This window comes from Streptomyces sp. NPDC000880, assembly GCF_053599675.1.
This window is the reverse complement of sequence record NZ_JBSFMS010000114.1, coordinates 1-23040: the sequence shown is the minus strand read 5'-3', so window position 1 is coordinate 23040 and position 23040 is coordinate 1. Positions and strand designations below refer to the sequence as shown.

24 protein-coding genes, 3 pseudogenes and 1 riboswitch are annotated in these 23040 nt (G+C 69.3%); of the genes and pseudogenes, 19 read left to right on the top strand and 8 right to left on the bottom strand.

Annotation, left to right across the window (positions count from 1 at the left end; all coding sequences use genetic code 11):
• Together ACWDO5_RS28190 and ACWDO5_RS28185 are read left to right on the top strand one after the other, a co-directional pair.
• A pseudogene (locus ACWDO5_RS28190) lies at positions 1-93 on the top strand (XRE family transcriptional regulator); the annotation flags it as partial.
• Between the two features lie 19 nt (positions 94-112).
• Positions 113-244, top strand: a complete 132-nt coding sequence (locus ACWDO5_RS28185; protein WP_450533165.1) for a DUF6126 family protein — start codon at positions 113-115, stop codon at positions 242-244.
• 21 nt (positions 245-265) lie between these two features.
• Here ACWDO5_RS28185 and ACWDO5_RS28180 read toward each other — a convergent pair whose 3' ends face one another.
• Entirely contained in the window at positions 266-1078 is an 813-nt protein-coding gene (locus ACWDO5_RS28180) for a tyrosine-protein phosphatase (protein WP_450533164.1), read from the bottom strand.
• Positions 1079-1259: 181 nt separating this feature from the next.
• On the opposite strand from ACWDO5_RS28180, the gene ACWDO5_RS28175 reads away from it, so the two are divergent.
• From ACWDO5_RS28175 to ACWDO5_RS28155, 5 genes and pseudogenes are all read left to right on the top strand, one after another.
• A complete protein-coding gene (locus ACWDO5_RS28175) occupies positions 1260-3350 on the top strand; it encodes an alpha-galactosidase (RefSeq protein WP_450533163.1) in 2091 nt (696 codons plus the stop codon).
• 898 nt (positions 3351-4248) lie between these two features.
• A riboswitch (cyclic di-AMP (ydaO/yuaA leader) is annotated at positions 4249-4403 on the top strand.
• Between the two features lie 2 nt (positions 4404-4405).
• Positions 4406-5350, top strand: a complete 945-nt coding sequence (locus ACWDO5_RS28170) for a M23 family metallopeptidase (RefSeq protein ID WP_450533162.1) — start codon at positions 4406-4408, stop codon at positions 5348-5350.
• A 193-nt stretch (positions 5351-5543) separates the two neighbouring features.
• Positions 5544-6334 (top strand): annotated as a pseudogene (locus ACWDO5_RS28165) (SGNH/GDSL hydrolase family protein).
• The gene (locus tag ACWDO5_RS28160; RefSeq protein ID WP_450533174.1) at positions 6334-6621 is read left to right on the top strand and encodes an SDR family NAD(P)-dependent oxidoreductase; all 288 of its coding nucleotides are present in this window, start codon (positions 6334-6336) and stop codon (positions 6619-6621) included. Before ACWDO5_RS28165 ends, ACWDO5_RS28160 begins: the two are co-directional and overlap by 1 nt.
• On the top strand, positions 6609-7040 hold the full coding sequence (locus ACWDO5_RS28155; RefSeq protein WP_450533172.1) for an SDR family NAD(P)-dependent oxidoreductase: 432 nt from the start codon (positions 6609-6611) through the stop codon (positions 7038-7040). The genes ACWDO5_RS28160 and ACWDO5_RS28155 overlap by 13 nt, the downstream gene beginning before the upstream one ends.
• Here ACWDO5_RS28155 and ACWDO5_RS28150 read toward each other — a convergent pair.
• Positions 6977-7696 (bottom strand): DinB family protein, encoded by a 720-nt coding sequence (locus tag ACWDO5_RS28150; protein ID WP_450533161.1) that lies wholly within the window; start codon positions 7694-7696, stop codon positions 6977-6979. The two genes, ACWDO5_RS28155 and ACWDO5_RS28150, sit on opposite strands and share 64 nt — an antisense overlap.
• Before the next feature lie 230 nt (positions 7697-7926).
• Here ACWDO5_RS28150 and ACWDO5_RS28145 point away from each other — a divergent pair, with 230 nt between their 5' ends.
• The gene (locus ACWDO5_RS28145) at positions 7927-8118 is read left to right on the top strand and encodes a hypothetical protein (protein WP_450533159.1); all 192 of its coding nucleotides are present in this window, start codon (positions 7927-7929) and stop codon (positions 8116-8118) included.
• Between the two features lie 34 nt (positions 8119-8152).
• On the opposite strand, the gene ACWDO5_RS28140 is transcribed toward ACWDO5_RS28145, so the two are convergent.
• The 3 genes from ACWDO5_RS28140 to ACWDO5_RS28130 all read right to left on the bottom strand — a co-directional run bounded on the left by ACWDO5_RS28140 (position 8153) and on the right by ACWDO5_RS28130 (position 10180).
• Entirely contained in the window at positions 8153-8983 is an 831-nt protein-coding gene (locus tag ACWDO5_RS28140) for a carbohydrate kinase family protein (RefSeq protein ID WP_450533170.1), read from the bottom strand.
• Positions 8881-9381 carry a hypothetical protein gene (locus ACWDO5_RS28135; protein WP_450533158.1) on the bottom strand — a complete coding sequence of 167 codons (501 nt, stop codon included), beginning with the start codon at positions 9379-9381 and terminating at the stop codon, positions 8881-8883. The genes ACWDO5_RS28140 and ACWDO5_RS28135 overlap by 103 nt, the downstream gene beginning before the upstream one ends.
• Before the next feature lie 229 nt (positions 9382-9610).
• Entirely contained in the window at positions 9611-10180 is a 570-nt protein-coding gene (locus tag ACWDO5_RS28130; protein ID WP_450533157.1) for a carboxymuconolactone decarboxylase family protein, read from the bottom strand.
• Between the two features lie 136 nt (positions 10181-10316).
• Between ACWDO5_RS28130 and ACWDO5_RS28125 the strand changes: the two genes are divergently transcribed.
• From ACWDO5_RS28125 to ACWDO5_RS28095, 7 genes are all read left to right on the top strand, one after another.
• The gene (locus ACWDO5_RS28125) at positions 10317-10778 is read left to right on the top strand and encodes a PPOX class F420-dependent oxidoreductase (protein WP_450533156.1); all 462 of its coding nucleotides are present in this window, start codon (positions 10317-10319) and stop codon (positions 10776-10778) included.
• Positions 10779-10922: 144 nt separating this feature from the next.
• Positions 10923-12104, top strand: a complete 1182-nt coding sequence (locus ACWDO5_RS28120; RefSeq protein ID WP_450533155.1) for an MBL fold metallo-hydrolase — start codon at positions 10923-10925, stop codon at positions 12102-12104.
• Positions 12105-12398: 294 nt separating this feature from the next.
• Complete coding sequence (locus ACWDO5_RS28115; RefSeq protein WP_450533154.1) at positions 12399-14219, top strand: sensor histidine kinase; 1821 nt, start codon at positions 12399-12401, stop codon at positions 14217-14219.
• A 7-nt stretch (positions 14220-14226) separates the two neighbouring features.
• Entirely contained in the window at positions 14227-14661 is a 435-nt protein-coding gene (locus ACWDO5_RS28110) for a roadblock/LC7 domain-containing protein (protein ID WP_450533153.1), read from the top strand.
• A gap of 2 nt (positions 14662-14663) precedes the next feature.
• A complete protein-coding gene (locus ACWDO5_RS28105) occupies positions 14664-15035 on the top strand; it encodes a DUF742 domain-containing protein (protein WP_450533168.1) in 372 nt (123 codons plus the stop codon).
• The gene (locus ACWDO5_RS28100) at positions 15013-15627 is read left to right on the top strand and encodes a GTP-binding protein (RefSeq protein ID WP_450533152.1); all 615 of its coding nucleotides are present in this window, start codon (positions 15013-15015) and stop codon (positions 15625-15627) included. Before ACWDO5_RS28105 ends, ACWDO5_RS28100 begins: the two co-directional genes overlap by 23 nt.
• Complete coding sequence (locus tag ACWDO5_RS28095) at positions 15624-16199, top strand: GAF domain-containing protein (RefSeq protein WP_450533151.1); 576 nt, start codon at positions 15624-15626, stop codon at positions 16197-16199. The genes ACWDO5_RS28100 and ACWDO5_RS28095 overlap by 4 nt, the downstream gene beginning before the upstream one ends.
• 112 nt (positions 16200-16311) lie before the next feature.
• Here the strand turns inward: ACWDO5_RS28095 and ACWDO5_RS28090 are convergent, their stop codons facing one another.
• The 3 genes from ACWDO5_RS28090 to ACWDO5_RS28080 form a co-directional block, all read right to left on the bottom strand.
• Positions 16312-17508, bottom strand: coding sequence for an acyl-CoA dehydrogenase family protein (locus ACWDO5_RS28090; protein ID WP_450533150.1), 1197 nt, complete (start codon positions 17506-17508; stop codon positions 16312-16314).
• A 497-nt stretch (positions 17509-18005) separates the two neighbouring features.
• A complete protein-coding gene (locus tag ACWDO5_RS28085; RefSeq protein ID WP_450533149.1) occupies positions 18006-19145 on the bottom strand; it encodes a mandelate racemase/muconate lactonizing enzyme family protein in 1140 nt (379 codons plus the stop codon).
• Positions 19145-20182, bottom strand: coding sequence for a LacI family DNA-binding transcriptional regulator (locus ACWDO5_RS28080; protein ID WP_450533167.1), 1038 nt, complete (start codon positions 20180-20182; stop codon positions 19145-19147). Before ACWDO5_RS28080 ends, ACWDO5_RS28085 begins: the two co-directional genes overlap by 1 nt.
• A gap of 144 nt (positions 20183-20326) precedes the next feature.
• Here ACWDO5_RS28080 and ACWDO5_RS28075 point away from each other — a divergent pair, with 144 nt between their 5' ends.
• The 4 genes and pseudogenes from ACWDO5_RS28075 to ACWDO5_RS28060 form a co-directional block, all read left to right on the top strand.
• Positions 20327-21190 (top strand): ABC transporter permease, encoded by an 864-nt coding sequence (locus ACWDO5_RS28075; protein ID WP_450533148.1) that lies wholly within the window; start codon positions 20327-20329, stop codon positions 21188-21190.
• 53 nt (positions 21191-21243) lie between these two features.
• Positions 21244-22263, top strand: coding sequence for an ABC transporter substrate-binding protein (locus ACWDO5_RS28070; protein ID WP_450533147.1), 1020 nt, complete (start codon positions 21244-21246; stop codon positions 22261-22263).
• Positions 22264-22283: 20 nt separating this feature from the next.
• Positions 22284-22979, top strand: a pseudogene (locus ACWDO5_RS28065) (ABC transporter ATP-binding protein); the annotation flags it as partial.
• Positions 22922-23040, top strand: a 119-nt coding sequence (locus tag ACWDO5_RS28060; RefSeq protein WP_450533166.1) for a YraN family protein, incomplete at its 3' end; no start/stop codon positions are given. The pseudogene ACWDO5_RS28065 and the gene ACWDO5_RS28060, both read left to right, overlap by 58 nt.

Sequence of the window (23040 nt, the reverse complement as noted above, 5' to 3'; positions counted from 1 at the left end):
CCGCACCGCATCGCGGCGGCCACGCCCGACCGGGTCGAGCTGCTCTTCGTACACACGCTGCTGCAGAGTCCGGACGCTCATCCCCACATGTGAGACGCGAGAGAGGTACACGATGTCCAAGTACAACGAGGAGGGGAAATTCCCCCGAGGGCTGGTGATCCGGCTCTTCGCCTATCTGGTGGCGGGCCATCTCTTCGCCTTCTTCCTCTATCTGCTCTTCGTGCTGGGCGGCCAGAACCAGTAGCGCGGAACCGGTGCGCCCGGCTCAGACCTCGTCGAGGAGCCGGTCGCGCAGCCGCTCGCGCGTCTGCGGGCTCACCTTCAGGCCCTCGGTGAGGTAGCGCTCGGTGGTGCCCCAGGTCTGCTCGATCGTCTCGAAGGCCGCGCTCAGGTACTCCGCCCGGGCGTCGAAGAGCGGGGACAGCAGCTCCATCACCTCCGGGGACATCCCGGCCGGGGAGTTGTCGTTGCGCCGGATCAGGTAACGGCGGTGCGGGTCATTGGACTTGAGGTAGTCCGCCTCGATGGCCTCCCGCTCGACGCCGACTGCCAGCAGCGAGACGGCTACCGACAGACCGGCGCGGTCCTTGCCCGCCGCGCAGTGCATCAGGGCGGGGACGCTGTCCTCCGCGAGCGCGTGCAGGACCTTGCTGTGCTCGGCTGTGCGCTGCGTGATGATCGTCCGGTACGAGGCCGACATCCGCCCGGCCGCTCGGCCGTTCGCGAGGATCGACCGCAGCTGGTCGAGGTTGCCGTCCCGGACCATCTTCCAGAACTCGGCGCCGTCGGCCGGGTCGGTCAGCGGCAGATTCACGTTGCGTACGCCGGGCAGCTCGACGTCGGGGCCCTCCAGCCGCATGTCCGCCGCGTTGCGGAAGTCGAAGATCGTGTGCAGTCCCAGCGTGCCGAGGAACGAGGCGTCGGACTCGGTCGCGTGCGCGAGATGGCCGCTGCGGAAGAGCCGGCCGTGCCGCACCCTCCTGCCGTCCACGGTCGGCAGGCCGCCCACGTCCCGGAAGTTGCGCACGCCGGCCAGCTCCGGCTCTGTCGACGGGACCTGCGGCAGCTGCTGCGTCACGGGGACTCCTGAAGTGACTGCCGTCGGCGCTGCTCGCCGACGATGGCGCGGTCCCGACGATACGACACCGCTTCATCGGGTAGTCATCTCGACCGTCTCCCGCAAGGCCGTTGCACCGGCAGCCGTCCACGTCGGATGATGTGCGAGGCTGTGCGGAACTGTGTGTATCTGAGGGGTTGGGATGATCGAGAGTGTTGGCAAGGGGCGTACGTGGGTTCTCTCCGGATCCACGAGCAGTTACGCGCTGCACCTCACGGACGACGACGAACTGCTGCATCTCCATTGGGGGCCCCGGATCTCCGGCGCCGACGCGGAGGCACTCGCGGACCGGGTACTGCCGCCCTACTGGCCCTTCGAGTCGCAGCTCGACGGGCACGAGGAGTACCCGGTCGAGGGCGGACCCCGTTTCGTACGCCCGGCGCTCTTGGTCCGTACGCCACAAGTGCGCGGCACGGAGTGGACCTTCGCCTCTCACGCGGTGGACGGCGACGAACTGCGGCTCCGCTTCACCGACGCCCTGCACGGCCTCGGCCTCACCCTGCACCACCGGATGCGCGACGACGCGGACATCATCGAGCGCTGGGTCACCGTCGCCCACGAAGGGGACGGTCCCGACCTGGAGCTGCTGCGGGCCGACGCCGCCGCCTGGACGCTGCCCCAGCGCGACCGCTGGCGGCTCAGTCAGCTGCACGGCCGCTGGGCGGCCGAGTCGCTGCTTGTACGGTCGGAGCTGACGTACGGCGAGAAGGTGATCGGCAGCCGTCGCGGCCACACCGGACATCAGCATCTGCCGTGGGTCGCGCTGGACGCGGAGGGGGCCACGGAGGAGCACGGCGAGGTGTACGCCTGCGCGCTCGGCTGGTCCGGGTCCTGGCGGATCTCCGTACAGCAGCTGCCCGACGGACTCGTGCAGATCACCGGCGGCGCGGGCTACGACGAATCGGGACTGCTGCGGCTCGCGCCCGGCCAGTCGTACACCTCGCCCGTCTTCGCCGGGCTGTGGACCGACGGCGGATTCGGCGCTGCCAGCCGGGCCTGGCACGCCTGGCAGCTGGCGCATGTGATCCCCGACGCGGCGACCGAGCGGCCCGTCCTCTACAACTCCTGGGAAGCCACCGGTTTCGACATCTCCGAGGAGCAGCAGCGGGCGCTCGCCCAGCGGGCCGCGGCCATGGGCGTCGAACTGTTCGTGGTGGACGACGCCTGGTTCGGGCAGCGCACCAGCGACCGCGCCGGGCTCGGCGACTGGACGCCCAACGCCGAGCGCTTCCCGCAGGGGCTGGGGCCGCTTGCCGACGAAGTGCACGAGCTGGGGATGCAGTTCGGCATCTGGGTCGAGCCGGAGATGGTCAATGCCGACAGCGACCTCTACCGCGCGCACCCCGACTGGGTGCAGTACCACCCGGGCCGCGCCAGGACCGAATTCCGCAACCAGCTCGTGCTGAACCTCGCGCGCGAGGACGTACAGGCCTATCTCTGGGAGCAGCTGGACACGCTCCTCAGCAGCGCGCCCATCGACTACGTGAAATGGGACTTCAACCGCTGCTTCACGGACGCGGGCTGGCCCGGCGAGAAGTACCCGCAGAAGCTCTGGGTCGAGCATGTGCACGCGCTGTATGCACTCTTCGACCGGCTGCGCGCGGCGCATCCGTCCGTCGCCTTCGAGTCCTGCTCGGGCGGCGGCGGCCGGATCGACCTCGGAATCCTCTCCCGTACCGACCAGGTGTGGACCTCCGACAACACCGATCCGCTGGACCGGCTCGCCATCCAGCAGGGCTTCACCCAGTTGCACCCGGCACGGGTCATGGCGGCCTGGGTCACCGACAGCCCCAATGTCCAGCTCAACGGCCGCGTCAGCACGCTCCGTTTCCGCTTCGTCAGCGCGATGGCCGGTGTTCTCGGCGTCGGCGGCGACCTCACCGAGTGGACCGATGAGGAGCTCGCCGAGGCACGCGGCTGGGTGGACCTCTACAAGAAGATCAGGCCGCTGGTGCAGCACGGCGAGCTGCACCGGCTGCGGGCGCCCGAGGGCGGGCTCAGCGCCGTGCAGTACATACGCGGCGACGAGAGCGTTGTCCTCGCCTGGCTGCAGGCGCAGCACTACGGCGAGCAGCCGCCCAGGCTCAGGCTGCGCGGCTTCGACCCGGCAGCCTCCTACGAGTGCCTGGACACCGGCGCCGTACACCGGGGGGCCGTACTCCTGCACCACGGACTGGACACCGGACTCAAGGGCGACATGGACGCCACCGTGATCCGGCTGCGTCGCCGCTGATCCGACTCCGAATCGACTCCGAATCGACCCGGCCATGAACGCGAACTTCCATGGCCGGGCGAGGGCTTCAGGAGCAACGAGCGGATACGGCGCAGACGGCTCGTCGGGGCGCGGCATACCCCCGTACCCCGCTGCAACGGATTCCGGCGACTCCTCCGGCTCAAGCCTGCCGCGAATTTCGAGTGGACGACGGGCAATTCGGAATGGGCCAAAGGAGATCAGGGGGCTCTACGAGGGGTGACATCGAGAAGGTCGACATCCATGATCGGGATGTACGCGGAGAAATCCCCGGCCGCATTCGCCTTCGGCGACACCGTATTCAGGATCTTCATCCCGCACCCATCCCGCGCGCCGCGGGGGCCTGCGCCGGCGCGATCGCGGCGGCCTTCGCCACGTCGCCCCGGATGCCTCCGCGGTCGGCTCCACCCCCTCGTTCCGGAAGAGCGGCCCGTCGCGGACGCGGCACCATTTTGTCCAGTTTTGCGGTTGAGGCCGAGAGGCAGTCGTCGAGCAAAGGCGGTGGGTCACGGTGGAATTCCTGTGGTGTTGACAGGAATTCGGGGTAAGTGGGCTCGATCGGCTGATCATCATTAAATGACACTTCTGTCCGAATTGGCCGGTTCGGCATAACGTGCCCCGTATGTAAGGGAGATGGGACCCGACCCGTGAGCAGGATCATATCCGTGACGTTCCGTGGTGGTGCGGCGGAGTCGAATTCCTTTGACGGAAGGACAGTTGGGATCCCGTTGGGATCCATTATTCACGGAGCGTAACCGGAATTCTGTGGCGATATCGCATGGATCATTGACCCGGGAAAGTGATGGCTTGTACCCGCCCGTCCGTCTCGCTTACGTTCCCGTCAATCCGGACGGACCGCCTAATCCTGCCGCCGACCGGAATTCGAAACCCACCAACGCGTGGCAGGAGCGGGGGACCCAGGTAGTACGCCATTCCGGAGTTCCGGACGGCTCGGGGTTAAGTCGCGCACCGCGCGGCCGGGCATCTCCAGCCCGAACCCGACAGCTCACCTCGTAGGCGCCGGAGAGGAATGCGCCATGCCCGCAAAGGGTAAGCACCGCCGTCCAAGGACCAGCCCGATCACGCGCGGCTTCGTCGCCGCCGGCACGGGTGGCGCCGTCATCGTGCTTCCACTGATGGGCGCCACCGGCGCCCACGCGGCGGGCAAGACCGCTCCCGCCGTGGCGGCTGCGGCAGTGACCGCCGCCGCGACCCCGGCGGCCGCCAAGCCGGCCGCCGCCCCCACCACGTACTCCGTCGTCGCCGGCGACTACCTGGCCAAGATCGCCAAGGAGCACGATGTGTCCGGCGGCTGGAAGAAGCTGTACGAGGACAACCGTGAGCAGATCGGCGACAACCCGTCGCTGATCCGCCCGGGCCTCAAGCTGACCCTCGGTGCGACGTCGAAGGCGAAGGCTCCGGAGAAGGCGCAGCCCCGCGAGGAGAGCCAGGCCGGGGCCGAGTCCAAGGCCGCACCGAAGGCCGCGTCGAAGGCCAAGGCCTCCTCCGACTCCGGCTCGGACCCCTCCGCGCAGTCCTCCGGTGACTCCGCGAGCGCCCCGCAGACCAGCGGCTCCGGCTTCACAGCCCCCGTCGACGGCGCGACCGTCACCACCCCCTACCGCATGACCGGCGCCATGTGGTCCAGCGGCTACCACACCGGCGTCGACTTCGCGGCATCCTCCGGTACCACCGTCAAGGCCGTCGGCGCGGGCACCGTCGTCTCCGCCGGCTGGGCCGGTGCGTACGGCAACGAGGTTGTGATCCAGCACAGCGACGGCAACTACTCGCAGTACGCCCACCTCTCCTCGCTCTCCGTCTCCGCCGGCCAGAGCGTGAGCGGCGGCCAGCAGCTCGGCCTCTCCGGCTCCACCGGCAACTCCAGCGGCCCGCACCTGCACTTCGAGATCCGTACCGGCCCGAGCTACGGCTCGGACATCGACCCGCTGGCCTACCTGCGCCAGTACGGCGTCTCCATCTGATCCGCGTCCGGTCCGCCTGATCCAGCCGAGGCGCAGACAGCACACCGCTCTCCCCTCGCACCGCCACCCGGCGGCGCGGGGGGAGTCGGCGTATTCCGGGTTGGACGAAACTTGGCCGGTGGCAAAGATCACCCCTCGTCAACCCCTCCTTGCGGTCGCGTAGGTCACATCCGTAAGGGAAAGATGTGGTCTCGTGGCAGACGATTCGAGAACAGGGAAAAATGGCGCATTCGGGTCGTACGCGGCGATCGGTGACAGCTTCACCGAGGGCGTGGGAGACCCGGGTCCGAACGGGATGTACGTCGATGGGCTGACCGGTTCGCGGTCCTGCTCGACGACCGGACCCCGGAGCACACCTTCAGGTACGCCAATCTCGCCGTGCGCGGCCGTCTCCTCGACCAGATCGTCGAGGAGCAGGTGCCGAGGGCGAAGGAACTCGCCCCGGATCTGGTGACGTTCTGCGCCGGCGGCAACGACATCATCCGGCCGGGCACCGACCCCGACGACGTGGCCGAGCGCTTCGAGCGCGCCGTCGCCGACCTCACGAGTGCGGTCGGCACGGTCATGGTCACCACCGGATTCGACACGCGCGGGGTGCCGGTGCTGCGCCATCTGCGCGGCAAGATCGCCACGTACACCGCGCATGTACGGTCCATCGCCGACCGCTACGACTGCCCCGTCCTCGACCTCTGGTCGCTCAAGTCCGTTCAGGACAGGCGCGCCTGGGACGCCGACCGGTTGCATCTGTCGCCCGAGGGACACACCCGGGTTGCGCTGCGCGCCGCCCAGGTACTCGGAATCGATGTGCCCGCCGACCCCGACCAGCTGTGGCCGCCCCAGCCGCGGCGCGGCCCGCTCGACGTGCGCCGTGACGACATCCACTGGGCGCGTGAGCACCTGGTGCCGTGGATCGGCCGACGGCTGCGCGGCGAGAGCTCCGGCGACCATGTCGAGGCCAAGCGCCCGAACCTGCTGCCCCTGTGATGGCGGCGGGGTGGGGTGCGAGGGACCTGCCCCGGCTGACGGGCCGTACGGCCCTGGTCACCGGTGCCAACCGCGGCATCGGCTTCGCGGTCGCCGCGGGCCTCGCCGGCGCCGGGGCGCGGGTGCTGCTCGGCACCCGCGACCACGACCGCGGCGCGGCCGCGATGCACCGGCTGCGCGCCGAGGTGCCGGGCGCGCGGGCCGGGCTGCTGCCGCTGGATCTGGCCGACCTGGACTCCGTACGCGAAGCAGTGCGGCTCACCCCCGACCCTGGCTGGATCTGCTGATCAACAATGCCGGGCTGATCGCGCCACCCCACCGCCGCACCACGGCGCAGGGCTTCGAGTCGCAGTTCGGCACCAACCACCTCGGGCACTACGCACTCACCGCGCTGCTGCTGCCCAGACTCCTCGACCAGCCGGGGAGCCGCGTCGTCACCGTCACCAGCATGGCGCAGAGCAGCGCCCGCCTCGACTTCGAAAATCTGCAGAGCGAGCGCCGCTACGGCGCGTGGCGCGCCTATGGCATGTCGAAACTCGTGTGCTTGTCTACCCGTCCGGCATCGACGTGTCCAGCTCCACCAACCGCTCACTGGCGTGTGGATCGGAAACGCCATGGAACACCCTCGCCGCGCGCCCGGGCCTACCCGGGAGTGGTGAAGCGGGCCCGCCACAGGTCGCGGAGCAACGCGATCTCGGCCATGTGATGGATGAATTCGAGGTTGGCCCCCGCCAGCACGGCGATGAATGGGTCGTCGGGATCGGAGCCGTACGGGTACTGCGAGAAGCCGACCGTGTCGAGCTGCTCGTCGGTGATGGCGGCGACGCTGTCGCGCCAGCGGTCGATCAGCGCCCAGAACCGTTCGAGTGCCAAGGCGGCGGAGGGGGTGAAGTCGACCAGCAGCTTCGGCTCCTGCCGCCGTTCACCGAAGGTCCACTCCCATTGGCCCGCGAAGCAGGAGTGCAGGTGCCCCAGCCGCCACGCGATGGTGGTGACCGGCACTTCGTCGGGCTCCGGCGCACCGGTGTGGGCGAGGATCTGTTCGACCCGCTCGACGCTCACGCTCCAGTCATCGGCGATCTTGGCGACCGTCATGCCGCCGGCAGCCTGCCGGGAGATCTCGGCGTACTCGTTCGCCGGGATGTCCGGGGCGCCCTTGTCGAGCACCCACTCGCCCGGCCCGTACGCCCGGGGCGTCGCCGCCTCGCCCCGGCGCCGGATCGACCAGCAACCGGCCACCGGCTCCCACAGGCACTCCTCGTCACCGAGCCCCGTCAGCCGCACCTGGGCCATCTCCCTGGCCTGGTCGAACTGGTCGAGCAGCAAGCCCAAACGGTCGGTCCGCGCGCCCTCAGTCTCCATGCCTGGCTCCCCTTCGCCGTCGCGTCTCGTACCTCACTGCGCTCAGGCGGAAGTTAACGGCTCACCTCACGGAGCGCCACCGATTTTCTCGCCCACGAAGCGGTGCAGCACCACCCGCATCACCGCACTCGTTCAGGCCGTCCCCACCCTCCACGTGACCTGCTCAAGCTGAGGTTGGAAAAGGCTCCCTGACTGTTCAATCGCCGGAGCTGATTGGCGGCGCGCTCCCGGTGCTGCGTGCGGCGGCGGACCCGGACGCTCGGGCCGGTGAGTACTACGGCCCCTCCGGCCTCGGCTCCTTCAAGGGCGCACCGAAGCCGACGGCGTTCTCGGCGCGGGCGCAGGACGCGGCGGTGGCGCGCCGGCTGTGGGAGGAGTCGGCGAGGGACGGGATCGGCTTTCCCGTTCCGTACGACGGCTGAGGAGCCCGCCGTACGAACCAATGCGTCCCGTGCGTCAGACCTGAGACGGCACGAGTCCGGCGGGGCCGATCAGCGCCGTGCTGCCCTCGCCCGTGCAGGCGTGGGCGCCCGCCAGTGCGCCCAGCCTGGCGCTCTCCTCCAGGTCGCGGCCGGACAACCGCCCGTAGAGAAAGCCGCAAACGTACGCGTCCCCCGCGCCGTTGGAGTCCACCACCGGTGCGGGCGGGACCGCCGCGGGGATCGGGCGTGGGGTGCTGCTGCCGTCGCGGGTGAGGAGGTACGAGCCGCCGGCGCCCGCCGTCGCGACCACCGTCTGTGCCCGTCCGTCGCGCAGGATCTCCCGCATCACCGAGGCGATCCGCTCGCCGGCGCCCGCCGCGCTCAGGAAGACCAGGTCCGAGCGGAGCGCGAACTCCCGTTGGTGATCGGCCAGTCCGTCCCAGTCGTGCAGGTCGGTGGAGACGGGTACGCCGAGCGCCTCGATGTCGTCGTAGAGGAACCGCGCGAAGTTCACGATCGAGAGATGGATGTGGCGGGCCCGCCGCAGATGTGGGAGGTAGAAGTCGCGCGGCATCCGCAACTCCCCCGGATCGCGGGCGTCGTAGAAGGACATGCGGCGGCCCGCGGGGTCGACGAGGTTGACCGCGCGACGAGTCCCGGTCGGGGAGAGGAGCGGCTCGAAGGCCACCCCGCCTTCGGCGAGCCGTGCGCGGACCTGGTGGCCCGGCCAGTCGTCGCCTATGTAGTCGAGGAGGGTGACATTCAGCCCGAGGGCCCGGCAGCCCAGGGCCACGTTGCCGCCGGTGTGGCCCGGCGATTCGCGGATCGGGCCGACCCCGACGGAGTCCGAGAGCGGGACCGGCAGAGAGTCGACACGGACGACCGTGTCCACGCCGGTGCCGCCGACGACCAGCACATCGTGGGGGAGAGGATCTGCCTGCTGAGACTGAGACTGAGACTGAGACTGAGACTGAGACTGAGACTGAGACTTGGACTGAGACTGCGGCTGCTGAGACACAGTTGCCAAGTATGGGGGAAGAGGCTGTGCGCGCACGGCCGTTCAGCGAGCGGCGGCGGTGAGCGCGGCGCGGTCCACGCCGAGCTCGCGGGCGAGCGCGTCGTCGGTCCATTCCAGCATCGGCTTCGCCGCCCGTCAGAGTCGTCGCCGCCATGTCGCATGCTCCTCGAGATGATCAGCCGCATGATGTCCGAGGTGCCTTTCTCGATCTCCTCCAGCTTGGCGTCCCGTATCCACTGCTCCACGGGAACTCGCGCGAATACCCCGTCCGTCGAGCATCCAGACGGCTTGCCGAACTGCTGCCCGCGCCGCTCGGTCGTGAGCGGACCAGCCCGATGGGGAGCTCGGACATGTTGCCTCCAGGCACGACGACGGACGCAGTAACTGAATCGTCGGTCAGTATCCGGAGGGGCGAGCTCCCCTGCCAACGTGATCGTCAATAAACTCGCCGGGTGGACCGAACGGCCGTAGCGGTCAGCCGGCCGTGGAGCGCCGGCGGGCCGGAATCTCGCAGTGGTCCTTGAAGCCCTGGCTGGTCAGCCCAAGTGCGGAGTTCATCCGCGAGCGCAGGTTCTCCACCGCCACCATCGCGGTCAGCTCGACGAACGCCGCCTCGCCGAGAGCCATGAGCAGCCGCTTCGTCAGCTCGTCCTCGACCCGCGGCGGATTGGCCGTCATCGCCTCCGCGTACTCCATGACGTCGCGCTCCAGCGGAGCGTAGACATCGCTGTCGCGCCACATCGGCACATCCTGGAGCTTGCGCACGTCCATGCCCTGCTGCCGGCTCTCCCAGTGGCCGAAGTCCATGCACCAGCTGCACCCGATCGAGGCCGCCGACGCCATCACCGCCAGCGCCTTGAGGCCCGGGTCGAGGCTCTTCCACTTCGCCACCGACTGCTCGAAACGGAAATCCGTCCACAGCACCTGCGGGTTGTGGGCCAGTGCCCGGGCGGGGTCGAGGACCTTTCCGTACACGCGCTTGGAGTACCACTGGGTGGCGCGGAAGAGGAGCGAGCGGCGCGGGGTGAGCGAGATACGGGCCATGACGAGCCTCCTGAGGTGTGGTCGACGCCCTTTGTCGACGCCGTATTCACGCATACGACGGACAGCGCGGTCCCGGATGTGACATCGCGGGGGGAATCTCAGGAACACCCGCACGGGGACAGGCGTTGCTGTGGTCATGACGGACATCGACGCACAGCAGGACGCGCAGCGGGACGCGGAGGACGCCCTCCTCGAGCTGGTCGACGAGTACGACGGAGGGGTGCTGGCCACCATCAAACGGGACGGCAGGCCCCAGCTGTCCAATGTGAACCACGCGTACGACCCGCATGAGCGGATCATCCGGGTGTCCATCACTGACGACCGGGCCAAGACCAGGAACCTGCGCCGCGACCCGCGCGCCTGCTACCACGTCACCAGCCCCGACCGCTGGGCCTGGACCGTCGTCGAGGGTACGGCCGACCTCTCACCGGTCGCTGCCGACCCGCACGACGCCACCGTCGAAGAGCTGATCACCCTCTACCGCGACGTGCAGGGCGAACACCCGGACTGGGACGACTACCGGCGCGCGATGGTCCGCGACAAGCGCCTCGTGTTGCGGTTGCGCGTGGAACGGGCCTATGGCCAGCCGCGCCGCTGAGCCCACCGCCGGTGCCGGTGGCCGTCACCGCCGGCACACCCAGGGTGACGCCCACCGGCACCAGCACGGTGCGCGGCCTCCGCGCGTTACCGCACTGGCGTACCGCCCGCACATAATGAAAAGACCCCGACATCTGGAGGTGCTGTGACCGGCGCCGGCTCGCCCCACTCTCTCAGCTCCCGGCTGCGGTCCCTGCGACCCGCCGCGTTCGGCGCCGACCCGGCCGGAGAGCGGTGGGCGCGGATTCTCCGCTCGCCGAACTTCTCCGACGGGTCCTTCCAGAACCCCGTGGGGGCCAGGACCAGGCCGTCCGGCAGCTCCATGATCGAGTTCGCCAAGATCTACTTCCGCAAGGAGGCACGGGCGCGCCGGTCCCCCGTCGGCGTGGTGCCCATGCACCCCACGCCCCTTGCCGACCTGGCGAAACCGCCGGCCTCCGGGCTGCGGCTCACCTGGATCGGACACTCCAGCGTCCTTGCCGAGATCGACGGCCGGCGGGTCCTCTTCGACCCGGTCTGGGGCGACCGCTGCTCACCCTTCTCCTTCGCCGGACCCAAGCGGCTGCATCCTGTTCCCGTGCCGCTCGCGGCCCTCGGCCCGGTCGATGTCGTCGTCATCTCCCACGATCACTACGACCATCTTGATCTGCCCAGCATCCGCGCCCTGGCCTCCACGGACACGGTCTTCGCGGTGCCGCTGGGCGTCGGCGCGCACCTCGAGCGCTGGGGCGTGCCCGCCGACCGGCTGCGTGAGCTGGACTGGACCGAGTCGACGGAAGTCGCCGGCATCCGGCTGACCGCCACCCCGGCCCGCCACTTCTGCGGCCGCGGGCTGCGCAACCAGCAGCACACACTCTGGGCGTCCTGGGCCGTCACGGGCCCGGAGCACCGGATCTACCACAGCGGCGACACCGGATACTTCCCCGGCTTCAAGGACATCGGCGCCGAGCACGGCCCCTTCGACGCCACCATGATCCAGATCGGCGCTTACAGCGAGTACTGGCCGGACATCCACATGACGCCGGCCGAGGGCATGCGCGCCCACCTCGACCTCCAGGGCGGGCAGCCGTCCGGCGTGATGCTGCCGATCCACTGGGGGACGTTCAACCTCGCGCCGCACCCGTGGGCCGAGCCGGGCGAGGGCACGGTCGCGGCCGCGGCCGCCGCGGGCGCGCCCATAGCGCTGCCGCGACCGGGCGAGCCGTTCGAGCCGACTGCCGAGGGCGTTCCGTCCGAGCTGTGGTGGCGTGCGGTGGCGACCGCGCCCGTCGAGGGCTGGGCCAACTCCGGCGGCGCCGGCAGCCCCGAGGTGGCGCCGACCGCCTGATCCCCGAGCATCCGGCCCCCGCCGCCACCGACGCGGCGACGGGGGCCGATCGAGTGTTTTCGGGCAACAGTGCGAGGCCTCATACCAGAGTGGGACGAATGTCGGGCAAGTTTGTCAACCGCCCGTCCCACGTGCCCGCTTCGCCACTACCGTGTGTGGCCGGTGATCAACGGACGGCTCATGTTGCGTACGGAATTGCGTACGCCCATATTGCGCACAGCGAGCCCTCCGCCGAGCCGAAACTGACCACGTGCAGTACGCCGATTCCTGGGGCCCCACGTACCAAGGACGCTGATGTCTCAACTACGCGCACCCGCCGCGCGGCCGGACCGCCGTGAGGGCGGGCGCCACGGCCGGCCAGGCGCCCGCTCCCTGTCGGCAGCGGGAAGGTCGCATCCCGTGCCGTCGTCGCCGGAAGCCCGTATACGCCCTCAACTCCTGCGGACCGCAGTCCTGCCGGCGGTCGTCGCCGCGCTCAGCGGCGCAGCCGCGGTGATCTTCACGATCCGCATCGCCACCCCTCAGCCATCCGCCAGTCTGTGGGCCGTGCTCACCGCCTCCGCCATGGTCGCCATGGCCGCCGTGGCGGCGGCGGCGTTGGGCGCGGACCGCATGGCCAAGTCCGTACTCGACCGGTGCGCCGACCTGCGCCGCTCCACCGCGCGCGGTCAGGCCGACCTGCGCACCGTGGTCGAGCAGCTCAGACGGGGGGAGGTACCGCCTGCCCGCGGTACGCCCTCGCCCACTCCGCTCGCTGGGGACGAATTCGACCTGCTGACCCAGGAGTTGAGCCGTTCGCACGAGGCCGCGGTGGCGGCGGTGGTGCAGGCGTCCAGGCTCTCCAGCAGCGTCGGCAACGAACAGAAGGTCGAAGTCTTCGTCAATCTGGCCCGGCGGCTCCAGTCGCTGGTCCACCGGGAGATCCAGCTCCTCGACGAGCTGGAGAACGAGGTCGAGGACCCCGAGCTGCTCAAGGGCCTCTTCCATGTCGATCACCTCGCCACCCGCATCCGCAGGCACGCGGAGAACCTCGCCGTCCTCGGCGGCGCGATCTCCAGGCGGCAGTGGTCCAACCCGGTCACCATGACGGAGGTGCTCCGCTCAGCCATCGCCGAGGTGGAGCAGTACCCCAGGGTCAAGCTGGTGCCGCCGATCGACGGCACACTGCGCGGCCACGCCGTCGCCGACGTGATCCACCTGCTGGCCGAACTGGTCGAGAACGCCTCGCTGTTCTCCGCTCCGCACACTCAGGTGCTGCTGCGCGCCTCGCACGTCACGGCCGGACTGGCCGTCGAGGTCGAGGACCGCGGCCTCGGCATGCCGGTCGGCGAGCAGAACAAGATGAACGCTCTCCTTGCCGACCCCGACCAGGTGAATGTCGCCCATATGCTTCAGGACGGGCGGATCGGCCTCTTCGTCGTCTCGGCGCTGGCCCGCAGACACGGCATCGCGGTCCGGCTCCAGTCCAATATCTACGGCGGCGTCCAGGCCATCCTCGTACTGCCGCAGGGGCTGCTCGGCTCCGAGCCGGAACGACTCGCTCAGGCGGCCGACGCGGCGGCAGCGGCGCCCGAAGCCGGGCATGGCCCGAGCGACCGGACGGCCGCCCCCCGGGCGACCGCGGCACAGTCCCCCCCGATCCCGCAGCAGCCGCACTCCCCGCCGTACCTGCATCAGCTCCAACCGCAGCACCGGCAGCAATCGCAGCCACAGCCGCAACCACAGCGCGAGACGGCGCACGCCACCCTTGGCGCGGGCCCCCTTCCGGTACGCGGAGTGCACGCCGACAGGCCCAGCCAGGCCGCCGCCCGCCCGGCGACCGACCGCTCGGCGCCGCAGGAGAGTTCGCCCGCGGAGTCCGCCGAAACCACCACCACCCCGCACGCGGGTGGAGTGGTCCGCGGCACCATGGACCGCCCACAACTGCCCCGACGCCGCAGCCAGGAACACCTCGTCCCCCAGCTCAGGGACGCTCCGGCGCCCCGCAAGGACGACGACCACGCCCTTCACGACCCGGGCTTGATGGCGGCCTTCCAGCGGGGCATCGGACTGGCCGAGTCCCGCTCCCCCGCGGACCCCGCCCCGCAGCGCAACGACAACACCTCCAAGGAGTAGATGCACCATGGCGAGCGATGTGCCGAACGGTCATGAATCGGACCTCGACTGGCTGCTCAGCGGCCTGGTCCAGCGCGTGCCGTACACCCGCAGCGCGGTACTGCTCTCCTCCGACGGGCTGGTGAAATCCGTGCACGGCCTGGACACCGACATGGCCGACCACATGGCGGCACTCGCCTCCGGCCTCTATTCCCTGGGCCGCAGCGCCGGAGCGCGCTTCGGCGACGGCGGAGAGGTGCGCCAGGTGGTTGTGGAGCTCGACTCCACGCTGCTGTTCGTCTCCACCGCCGGTTCCGGCACCTGCCTCGCCGTACTCGCCGGGCGCGAGGCGGACGCCGCGGTCCTCGGCTATGAGATGGCGATGCTGGTCAAGAGCGTACGGCCCTACCTGATCACGCCGACCAGACAGTCGGCGGTGGCGCCGAGCGCCGCCGGGCAATGAGAGTGCCGTCCCCCAAGGACGGGCCGTTGCTGGACGACGCGGCCGGCCGGCTCATCCGCCCGTACACGGTGAGCGGTGGCCGCACCCGTCCGACAGCCGCGCTGGACCTGCTCTCGCTGGTGATGGCCACCGGGACCGTGCCGCAGACGCACTTGGGCCCCGAGCACGCCCTGGCGCTCGGCCTGTGCGACGGGCCTACCTCGGTCGCCGAGATCTCGGCGCACCTCAGGCTCCCGGCGGTCGTCACCAAGGTGCTGCTGTCCGATCTCGTGGACTGCGGCGCGGTCACCGCGCGGGCGCCCAGCTGCGGCAACACACCCACAGACCGTTCTTTGCTGGAGGCGGTGCTCGATGGCCTACGACGACGGCTCTGAACTCGACGGCCTCTTCCCCACCGCGCTGAAGATCCTGATAGCGGGGGGATTCGGGGTGGGCAAGACCACCTTCGTGGGAGCGGTCAGCGAGATCGAACCGCTGAGTACGGAGGAGCTGCTGACGCAGGTCAGCGTGGCCACCGACAGCCTGGACGGCATCGAGTCGAAGACCACCACGACGGTTGCCATGGACTTCGGCCGGATCACGCTGGACGAGAGCCATGTGCTCTATCTCTTCGGCACCCCGGGCCAGGAGCGCTTCTGGTTCATGTGGGACGAACTCTCCCGCGGTGCGCTCGGTGCGGTCGTCCTCGCCGACACCCGCCGGCTCGAGGACTCCTTCTCCGCCGTTGACTTCTTCGAGCGGCGTGGCATCGGATTCGTCGTCGCCGTCAATGAGTTCGACGGCGCGTACCGCTACGAACCGGATGAGGTGCGGGCCGCGATCGACCTCAAGCCGGAGGTGCCGGTCGTGCTGTGCGACGCGCGGATCGCCAGCTCGGCGACAGGGACGCTGGTCACCCTCGTCCAGCATCTGCTCACCACCACCGCGGTGCCGGCTCCGGCACCGAGCTACGGAGCACCGACATGACGTATGACCCGACCGGCCATTCGCTGCTGACCCCCGTCGACCGCGAAGCGCCCGTCCGCGTGATGCGGCTGCGCCAGCTCGGCTTCGGGGACCGGCCCGATCCCGCGTTCGACGAATTCGCTCACCGGCTCGCGGAGGTGACCGGCGCGCCGTACTCGATGGTCAACTTTATCGACGAGAACCGGCAGTTCTTTGCCGGGCTGCACACTCCGGCCGGTACGCACAGCGGCAGCGATGTGGGCGCGGCGACCGCGGCGGGTGGCGGTGACGTCAGCCGCTTCATGGCGCGAGACCACGGCTACTGCCCGCATGTGGTCGTACGGCGCAAGGCGCTTGTGCTGGAGGACGTCTGCGACTATCCGAGGTTCGCGGGGAACCCGGTCGTCGACGAGATCGGCATCCGTTCCTATCTCGGGGCGCCCTTGATCGACCGTACGGGGATCGCACTGGGCACGATCTGCGTCGTCGACACCGAGCCGCGGCCGTGGGGGCGTGCGGGGCTGGAGACCATCAAGTCGCTGGCCGCGGAGCTGATCGAGCAGATCCACCGGCGCGAGGACGGCAGCATTTGAGCCTCGCACTCCCGCTGGGGGGACCCCCTACGCCCGCAGGGCGCAGGGGGTGCCGCACCGGTCGGCCGCCTCCGAGCTGCGAAGCCGGGCCAGGTCCACCCGAGCGTCTGCTTCAAGGCGTCGGCTCCAGCCTGACCTCATCGGCCAGCCGCTGCGACCACTGGCCCTTCGCCGTGCCCAGCGCGACCTCCGCCAGGCGCAGCAGCTGAATGTCGGAGGTCCCGGCTGGGGCGAACATATGGAGCGCGTCCCGCAGATACCGTTCGATGGGGCGGTCGGTGAAGAGCCCGGCCGCGGCATGGATCTCCATGGCGTTGCGCGCGGAGTCGATCGCCGACTCGACATTGACCAGCTTGGCGTTCATCAGCTCCGCGTCGCACGGCAGGCCCTGGTCGAGCAGGTGCACGGCGTGGTACGCGGCAAGCCGGGCGGTCATCAGCCGCGACTGCAGCTTTCCCAACTTCAGCTTGATGGACGGAAGTTCATGGAGCGGCTTGCCATACCGGTGCCGTTCCGCGCAGAAGTGGACGGTCTCCTCCAGGATCGCCTGGTGGATGCCGAGCGACACGGCGGTGAGGTTGGCGCGGCCGTACAGCACGCTGGAGGAGTACGCCACGGACAGGCCGTCGCCCTCCTCACCGAGCCGGTTGGGGGCCGGGACACGGCAGTTGTGGAAGTGCAGCTCACCGAAGCTGAAGCCGTGCAGTCCCATCGTCGGCCGCTGCTCGCCGACTCCGAACCCCGGGCGGTCCGACTCGACCAGGAAGGCCGTCAGCCCTTTCGACCCCGGCGCGGTCCTGACCACCACGCCGTGCAGATCGCCGACGTGACTGTTGCCGACGAATACCTTTCGGCCATTGAGGATGTAGTCGTCGCCGTCCCGCACCGCGGTGGCTCTCATGCCCAGCACATGGCCGCCCGACTCGGGTTCCGTGACCGCGATTGTCGGCAGACATTCGCCGGCGGCGATGGGCGGGAGCCAGGTCTTCTTCTGCTGGTCGCTGCCGAAATGGACAATCTTGGCGACGCCCAGCTGCGAGGCCTGCACCATCGCGCCCATCGCCCCGCTGACCCGGGACAGTTCCTCGATGATGATGGTCTTGGCGAGGTGGCCCACACCCATCCCGCCGTGCTCCTTGCTGATGGTGGCGCCGAGCCAGCCCTGCCGGGCTATCAGCCGGGGCAGATCGCGGTGGACCGAGCGGGCGGCCTCCATCGCGGAGATCCTCGGTCGTACCTCCCTCTCCGCGAAGTCGCGAACGTCGTCACGTAATTGATGATGCAGTCGACTTGCGAAGTATTCGTCCATCGCGAGCCCTCCTCTGCGAAACGCCTGCTCGGACTGTTGTCCGAGCAGGTGGTGCATCGGTAGTGGTCCCGTCCCGAACAGGCCGACCACATTATGGTGTTGATCGTTTCCAAGTGGCACAAGATCGACGCCTACTTTGTCCAAAAAGCAGACCATTGACGTTTGATTGAGGGTGTGTCCCGTGTGGTACACGCCCGTCCGGTCCTGCCGTACGGCATTCCCCCCGGGCTTGTTTCTGCCACATGCCATCGGCAAAGGTTTCGTGGGCATATGGCACTGAAGGGCAAAGGGAAGCCCCAGATGTGCACAACTGAGACATCCGGGAACGCCGGAAGAACCGATCCGGCACAGACTCAGACCGAAGAGAACGCTTGCGGTCAGGGATGATGGACATGGAGGCCGAACCGTACCGGCGTACGGGAGTGCTCACCGGCGCACGAAGCGCGCGAGGGGTGCCAGGGGGCGCGCGATTCGGGGCACTCGCGCGCCGGGCGCTGTCACGCGCGATGCTCCAGTACGTCGACGGCCAACTCACGCACCACCGCCTCGTCCACCTCGACCCCCAGCCCGGGGGAATCGGGCACCTGAGCCACCCCCTTCTCCACCCGCACCGTCTGCCTCGCGTACGGAGATTCAATGAACTGACGGCCATTCAGGTCGACCGGAGTGTCGATCCCGTACGCCGCGAAGAGATGCAGCGATGCGGCAAGCCCCAGATCGGAGTCGGTCAGCCCGGACCCCATCAGCCGCACCCCGCAGTCCTCGGCGAGCGAGCACAGCCGTCGCGACAGCGTGAGCCCGCCGCTGCGCTGCACCTTGGCTATCGCCACGTCCACCGCCTCAAGACGCACGAAGGTCGCGAGATCGGTGGGGTGCCGCAGACTCTCGTCGAGCGCCACCGGCACGGGAGAGTGCTCGCGCAGCCGCCGCAGCCCCGCGATGTCATTGGCGGGCAGCGGCTGTTCGAAGGCGGTGATCCCGATCGCGTCCAGCCGCCGCGCCATGCGCAGCGCGGCGTCCACGGTGTACGCCTGGTTGGCGTCCACCCAGACCGGCGCGCCCGGCGCGTTTTGGCGCACCGCCGCCACCACCGCCGCGTCGGTGTCCTCGTCGTGCAGCCCGATCTTGACCTTGAACGCCCGGTATCCGGCGTCCGTGCCCTCCGCCACGCTGTCGCCGACCTCGGCGGGGGACTGCCCGGACACGATCCACCCGAGCTCGATCGACTCCGACCTGCGCTGACCCCACAGCACGCCGAGCGGCACTCCGGCGGCCCGCCCCAGCAGATCGTGCAACGCCACATCCACCGCGCTCTTGGCCAGCGGCGCGCCGATGGTGAAGCCGCGGTTGATGGCCCGGTCGAAGGCGCTGTCGACGGCGTCCAGGTTCCAGGCGGGCCTGCCCACGATGGCCGGGGCGAGATAGCGGTCGATCGTGGTGACGATGGACTCGGCGGTCTCGTACGTCCAGGCGGGGATGGGCGTTGCCTCGCCCCAGCCGTGCACCCCATCCGCGCTCACCTTCACCAGCACCCGCAGGGACGGCTGCCCGGCGACGGCGACCGCGCCGCCGGAGACGCCGAAGGAGCGGCGGGTGGGCAGGGCGACCGCGAAGGTCTCGACACGCTCGATGTTCATCAACTGGTCCTTCCAGTAAGAGGGGTGGACGGTGGGGCGGTGCTGGCGCGCAGGACGACCTCGCCGCCGACCCGCAGCACTCGCGAACGCGGGCCGCGCGGCTCGCGCAGCGCGAGGGCGATCACGTCCTGCCCCATGGCGGTCAGCGGCAGCGCCACCGTGGTGAGCGGGGGAGTCAGTTCCCGAACGAGGGGAATGTCGTCGAAGCCCGCGAGCGAGATGTCCTGCGGCACCCGGACGCCCGCTTCCCGGAAGGCGGCGAGCGCGCCCACCGCCATCACATCGGTGACCGCGAAGACGCAGGTGGGCCGGGTGGAGCGGGCGAGGAGCTCACGGGCGGCCGTATGACCGCCCTCGCGGGTGAAGGCGCCGCGCACCACCCGGTCGGGCCCGAGCGTGATCCCGGCCTGTGCCAGGCCTTCCCGGAACCCGGCGAGCCGGTCGGTGACGGTGGTGAGCTCGGGTGGCCCGCTGAGCACCGCGAACTCCCGGTGTCCCAGGGCCACAAGGGCCCCAGCAAGGGCGGCGGCTCCGGCCCGGTTCTCCGGCAGTACTGCATCCACCCGCAGGGTGCGGTGCCGGCTGACGACCGCGACCCGACCGCCGGCGCGGACATACGGCTCCACCTCGGCCGCCAGAGCCCGTTCCCACACCCGGTCCTGGAACCCCGAGCCGATCAGCAGGATGGCGCGGGCCCGCTGGGCGCGCAGGGTGGAGACGTATGCGATCTCCCGGGCCGGTTCCCGGAAGGTACTGGCGAGCATGACGAGCACATCCTGCTCGGCGGCCGCCCGCATCACGCCGTCCGCGATGGCGGCGAAGTAGGGATCGCCGACGTCGTGGCAGATGAGGCCCACGGTGTTGTTGGAGGCGCTGGCGAGCGCCTGGGCATGGGCGTTGGGGATATAGCCGAGCAGATCGGCCGCCGCGCGCACGCGCCGGCGCAGATCTTCCCCGACCCGGGTGGTGCCGTTGAGGGCCCGGGACGCCGTGGCCAGGGAGACGCCCGCTCTGCGGGCGACGACGTCCAGCGTCACATGGACCGGTGTTGCTTGTCGTTCACTCACTGCACCCCCCGAAACTTCGGGACGACCTATTGACCGTGCGCACAGGCAGTCATTAGCGTGGCGACACCTTATCAGAAAGCGCTTTCTGAAAGCGTTTTCCCAGAGGAGTTGACCGTGAGCCAGAGTGCCATCAAGGCAGCACCCCGGAAAGTGGCGGGAGTTGCCACGCGGAACAGGCCACGCGCGGGGGAGCGCGCCGTCCGTGCGATCGAGCAGAGCTGGCGGCCGGTAGCGCTGCTGCTGGTCTGCTTCGGCGCGTGGTGGGTGATCGCCGCGGCCGAACTGGTCGAGCCCTATCTTGTCCCCTCGCCCGGCGCGACGCTGGACGTGCTGACCGGGAAGACCGACTACATCTGGCAGCACACCTGGGTGACCACCTACGAGACGCTCCTCGGTTTCCTGATCGCCGTCGCAGTCGGCGTGCTCGCCGCGGTGATCATGGTCTATTCGTCGACCGTCGAGAAAACGCTCTACCCGATCCTGCTCTTCGCCCAGGTCGTCCCAAAGATCGCCATCGCCCCACTGTTCGTCGTCTGGCTCGGCTTCGGCATCGCGCCGAAGATCCTCATCGCCGTCCTCATCGCCTTCTTCCCCGTCGTCATTTCCATGGTGACCGGACTCAAGGCCGTCGACCCGGAGATGCTCCAGCTGTCGTCGACCATGGGCGCGAGCCCCTGGCAGACCTTCGTCAAGATCCGCTTCCCCGCCTCGCTGCCGCATCTTTTCTCCGGCCTCAAGGTCGCCGTCACGCTGGCCGTGACCGGTGCCGTCGTCGGCGAGTTCGTCGGGGCGAACGAGGGACTCGGCTATGTGATCCTCCAGGCCAACGGAAACCTCGACACCCCCATGCTCTTCGCGGGACTGCTCGTGATGTCACTCATCGGCGTGATCCTCTTCGTCCTCGTAGAGATCGCCGAGAAGCTTCTGCTCCCGTGGCACGCCAGCCGCCGGGAGGCAGGCGTCACCACCAGCTACTGACTGGCCAACCCAACTGACCGGCCCACGACCCACGCTGACGAGAAGGACAAGCCATGACTGCGCGCAGACTTCTGATCGGCCTCGTTCCGCTGCTCCTTCTCGCCACGGCCTGTGGTGAGGACGGCTCGGACAAGACCACCAACGACTCCGGCAAGGAACTCGACAAGGTCACCCTGACGCTCAACTGGTATCCGTACGGCGAACACGCGCCGTTCTACTACGGCAAGCAGCAGAAGATATTCGAGAAGTACGGCATCGACCTCAACATCCAGGCCGGGCAGGGCTCCCAGAAGACGGTCCAGGCGACCGGCGCGGGACAGACCGACTTCGGCTGGGCCGACACCCCCGCGCTGCTCTCCGGTGTCGACTCCGGCGTCAAGGTGAAGAGCCTCGGCGTCTTCCTGCAGACGACGCCCTCCTCCGTGCAGTTCTTCGAGTCGCAGGGCATCAAGACGCCCGCCGACCTCAAGGGCAAGACCATCGCGGGCACCGCGGGCGACGCGCTCTCCAAGACGTTCCCGATCTTCCTGAAGAAGAACAACCTCGCGGAGTCCGACGTCAAGGTGCAGAACACCGACCCCGCGGGCAAGATCGCCGCGGTGATCTCCGGCAAGACGGACGGACTGCTCGGCTACGCCAGCGACCAGGGCCCGACCATGCAGAACAAGGCCAAGAAGCAGGTCAGTTATCTGCGCTTCTCGGAGAACGGGCTCAACTTCTACTCCAACGGCCTCATCACCGGCGAGAAGTTCCTGACCGGCAAGAAGGATCTCGCGGTGCGCATGGTGAAGGCGGTCAGCGAGTCTTTCGCCGCCGCCGAGAAGGCGCCCGAGCCCGCCGTCGCCGCGATGCAGGGCGCCAGCGAGCAACTCCCGCCCAAGGAAGTCCTGTCCGAGCAGTTCAGGACGACCCTGACGCTGCTGCACACCCAGGCGACCGAGGGCAAGGCACCCGGTGTCAACACCGACGCCGACTGGCAGCAGACCATCGACGTCTTCGCCGAGGCGGGTCTGGTCAACAGCCCCAAGGCCGTGACGGACTACTGGGACAACGCCACCGCACTGAAGGGATGACGATGGGTGAAGACACGACGATGCGGGAGTCGGCAGTGCCGGTCAAGGACAGCCACCACGGGCCAACGGCGGCGGTCGGCATCGAGGACGTCGCCGTACGGTTCCGTACCAAGAACCGGGACGTCACCGCGCTCACCGACGTCTCCCTCGATGTCCCGATGGGGGAGTTCGTCGCCATCGTAGGACCGTCGGGCTGCGGCAAGTCCACGCTGCTCAAACTCGTCGCCGGCCTGCTCAAGCCGTCGGCAGGCGACGTCCGGCTGCACGGTGAGCGGGTGCAGGGGCCACGGCACGACATCGGATACGTATTCCAGCGGGCTGCCCTGCTGGAGTGGCGGTCGGCGCGGCGCAACATCCTGCTGCAGGCCGAGATGCGGAGGATGCCGGGCGCCGTGGCCCGCAGGCGCGCGGACGAACTGATCGCCATGACCGGACTCGACGGCTTCGAGGACGCCTATCCGCACGAGCTGTCCGGCGGTATGCAGCAGCGGGTGGCGCTGTGCCGCGCGCTCCTGCACGAGCCGCCGGTGCTGCTGATGGACGAGCCGTTCGGCGCGCTCGACGCGCTGACCCGTGAGCAGATGAACATGGAGCTCAACCGCATCTGGCGCGAGACCGGCACCACGGTGCTGCTGGTCACCCACTCCATCTCGGAGGCGTGCTACCTCGCCGACCGGGTGGTGGTGAGATCGACATCGTCGCCCGGGACGGCGACGCGGTGGTTGTCTGCGAGGTCAAGACCCGCAGGGCCGGCACGTACGGACCGTACGAGCATCC

What these genes read in the sequence shown, in the direction of transcription:
- ACWDO5_RS28070 (WP_450533147.1), top strand. Translation starts at nt 21,244, where the DNA reads ATGACTGCGCGCAGACTTCTGATCGGCCTCGTTCCGCTGCTCCTTCTC.
- ACWDO5_RS28110 (WP_450533153.1), top strand. Translation starts at nt 14,227, where the DNA reads ATGGCGAGCGATGTGCCGAACGGTCATGAATCGGACCTCGACTGGCTG.
- ACWDO5_RS28085 (WP_450533149.1), bottom strand. Translation starts at nt 19,145, where the DNA reads ATGAACATCGAGCGTGTCGAGACCTTCGCGGTCGCCCTGCCCACCCGC.
- ACWDO5_RS28150 (WP_450533161.1), bottom strand. Translation starts at nt 7,696, where the DNA reads ATGGAGACTGAGGGCGCGCGGACCGACCGTTTGGGCTTGCTGCTCGAC.
- ACWDO5_RS28130 (WP_450533157.1), bottom strand. Translation starts at nt 10,180, where the DNA reads ATGGCCCGTATCTCGCTCACCCCGCGCCGCTCGCTCCTCTTCCGCGCC.
- ACWDO5_RS28170 (WP_450533162.1), top strand. Translation starts at nt 4,406, where the DNA reads ATGCCCGCAAAGGGTAAGCACCGCCGTCCAAGGACCAGCCCGATCACG.
- ACWDO5_RS28095 (WP_450533151.1), top strand. Translation starts at nt 15,624, where the DNA reads ATGACGTATGACCCGACCGGCCATTCGCTGCTGACCCCCGTCGACCGC.
- ACWDO5_RS28100 (WP_450533152.1), top strand. Translation starts at nt 15,013, where the DNA reads ATGGCCTACGACGACGGCTCTGAACTCGACGGCCTCTTCCCCACCGCG.
- ACWDO5_RS28125 (WP_450533156.1), top strand. Translation starts at nt 10,317, where the DNA reads ATGACGGACATCGACGCACAGCAGGACGCGCAGCGGGACGCGGAGGAC.
- ACWDO5_RS28160 (WP_450533174.1), top strand. Translation starts at nt 6,334, where the DNA reads ATGGCGGCGGGGTGGGGTGCGAGGGACCTGCCCCGGCTGACGGGCCGT.
- ACWDO5_RS28185 (WP_450533165.1), top strand. Translation starts at nt 113, where the DNA reads ATGTCCAAGTACAACGAGGAGGGGAAATTCCCCCGAGGGCTGGTGATC.
- ACWDO5_RS28175 (WP_450533163.1), top strand. Translation starts at nt 1,260, where the DNA reads ATGATCGAGAGTGTTGGCAAGGGGCGTACGTGGGTTCTCTCCGGATCC.
- ACWDO5_RS28115 (WP_450533154.1), top strand. Translation starts at nt 12,399, where the DNA reads ATGTCTCAACTACGCGCACCCGCCGCGCGGCCGGACCGCCGTGAGGGC.
- ACWDO5_RS28090 (WP_450533150.1), bottom strand. Translation starts at nt 17,508, where the DNA reads ATGGACGAATACTTCGCAAGTCGACTGCATCATCAATTACGTGACGAC.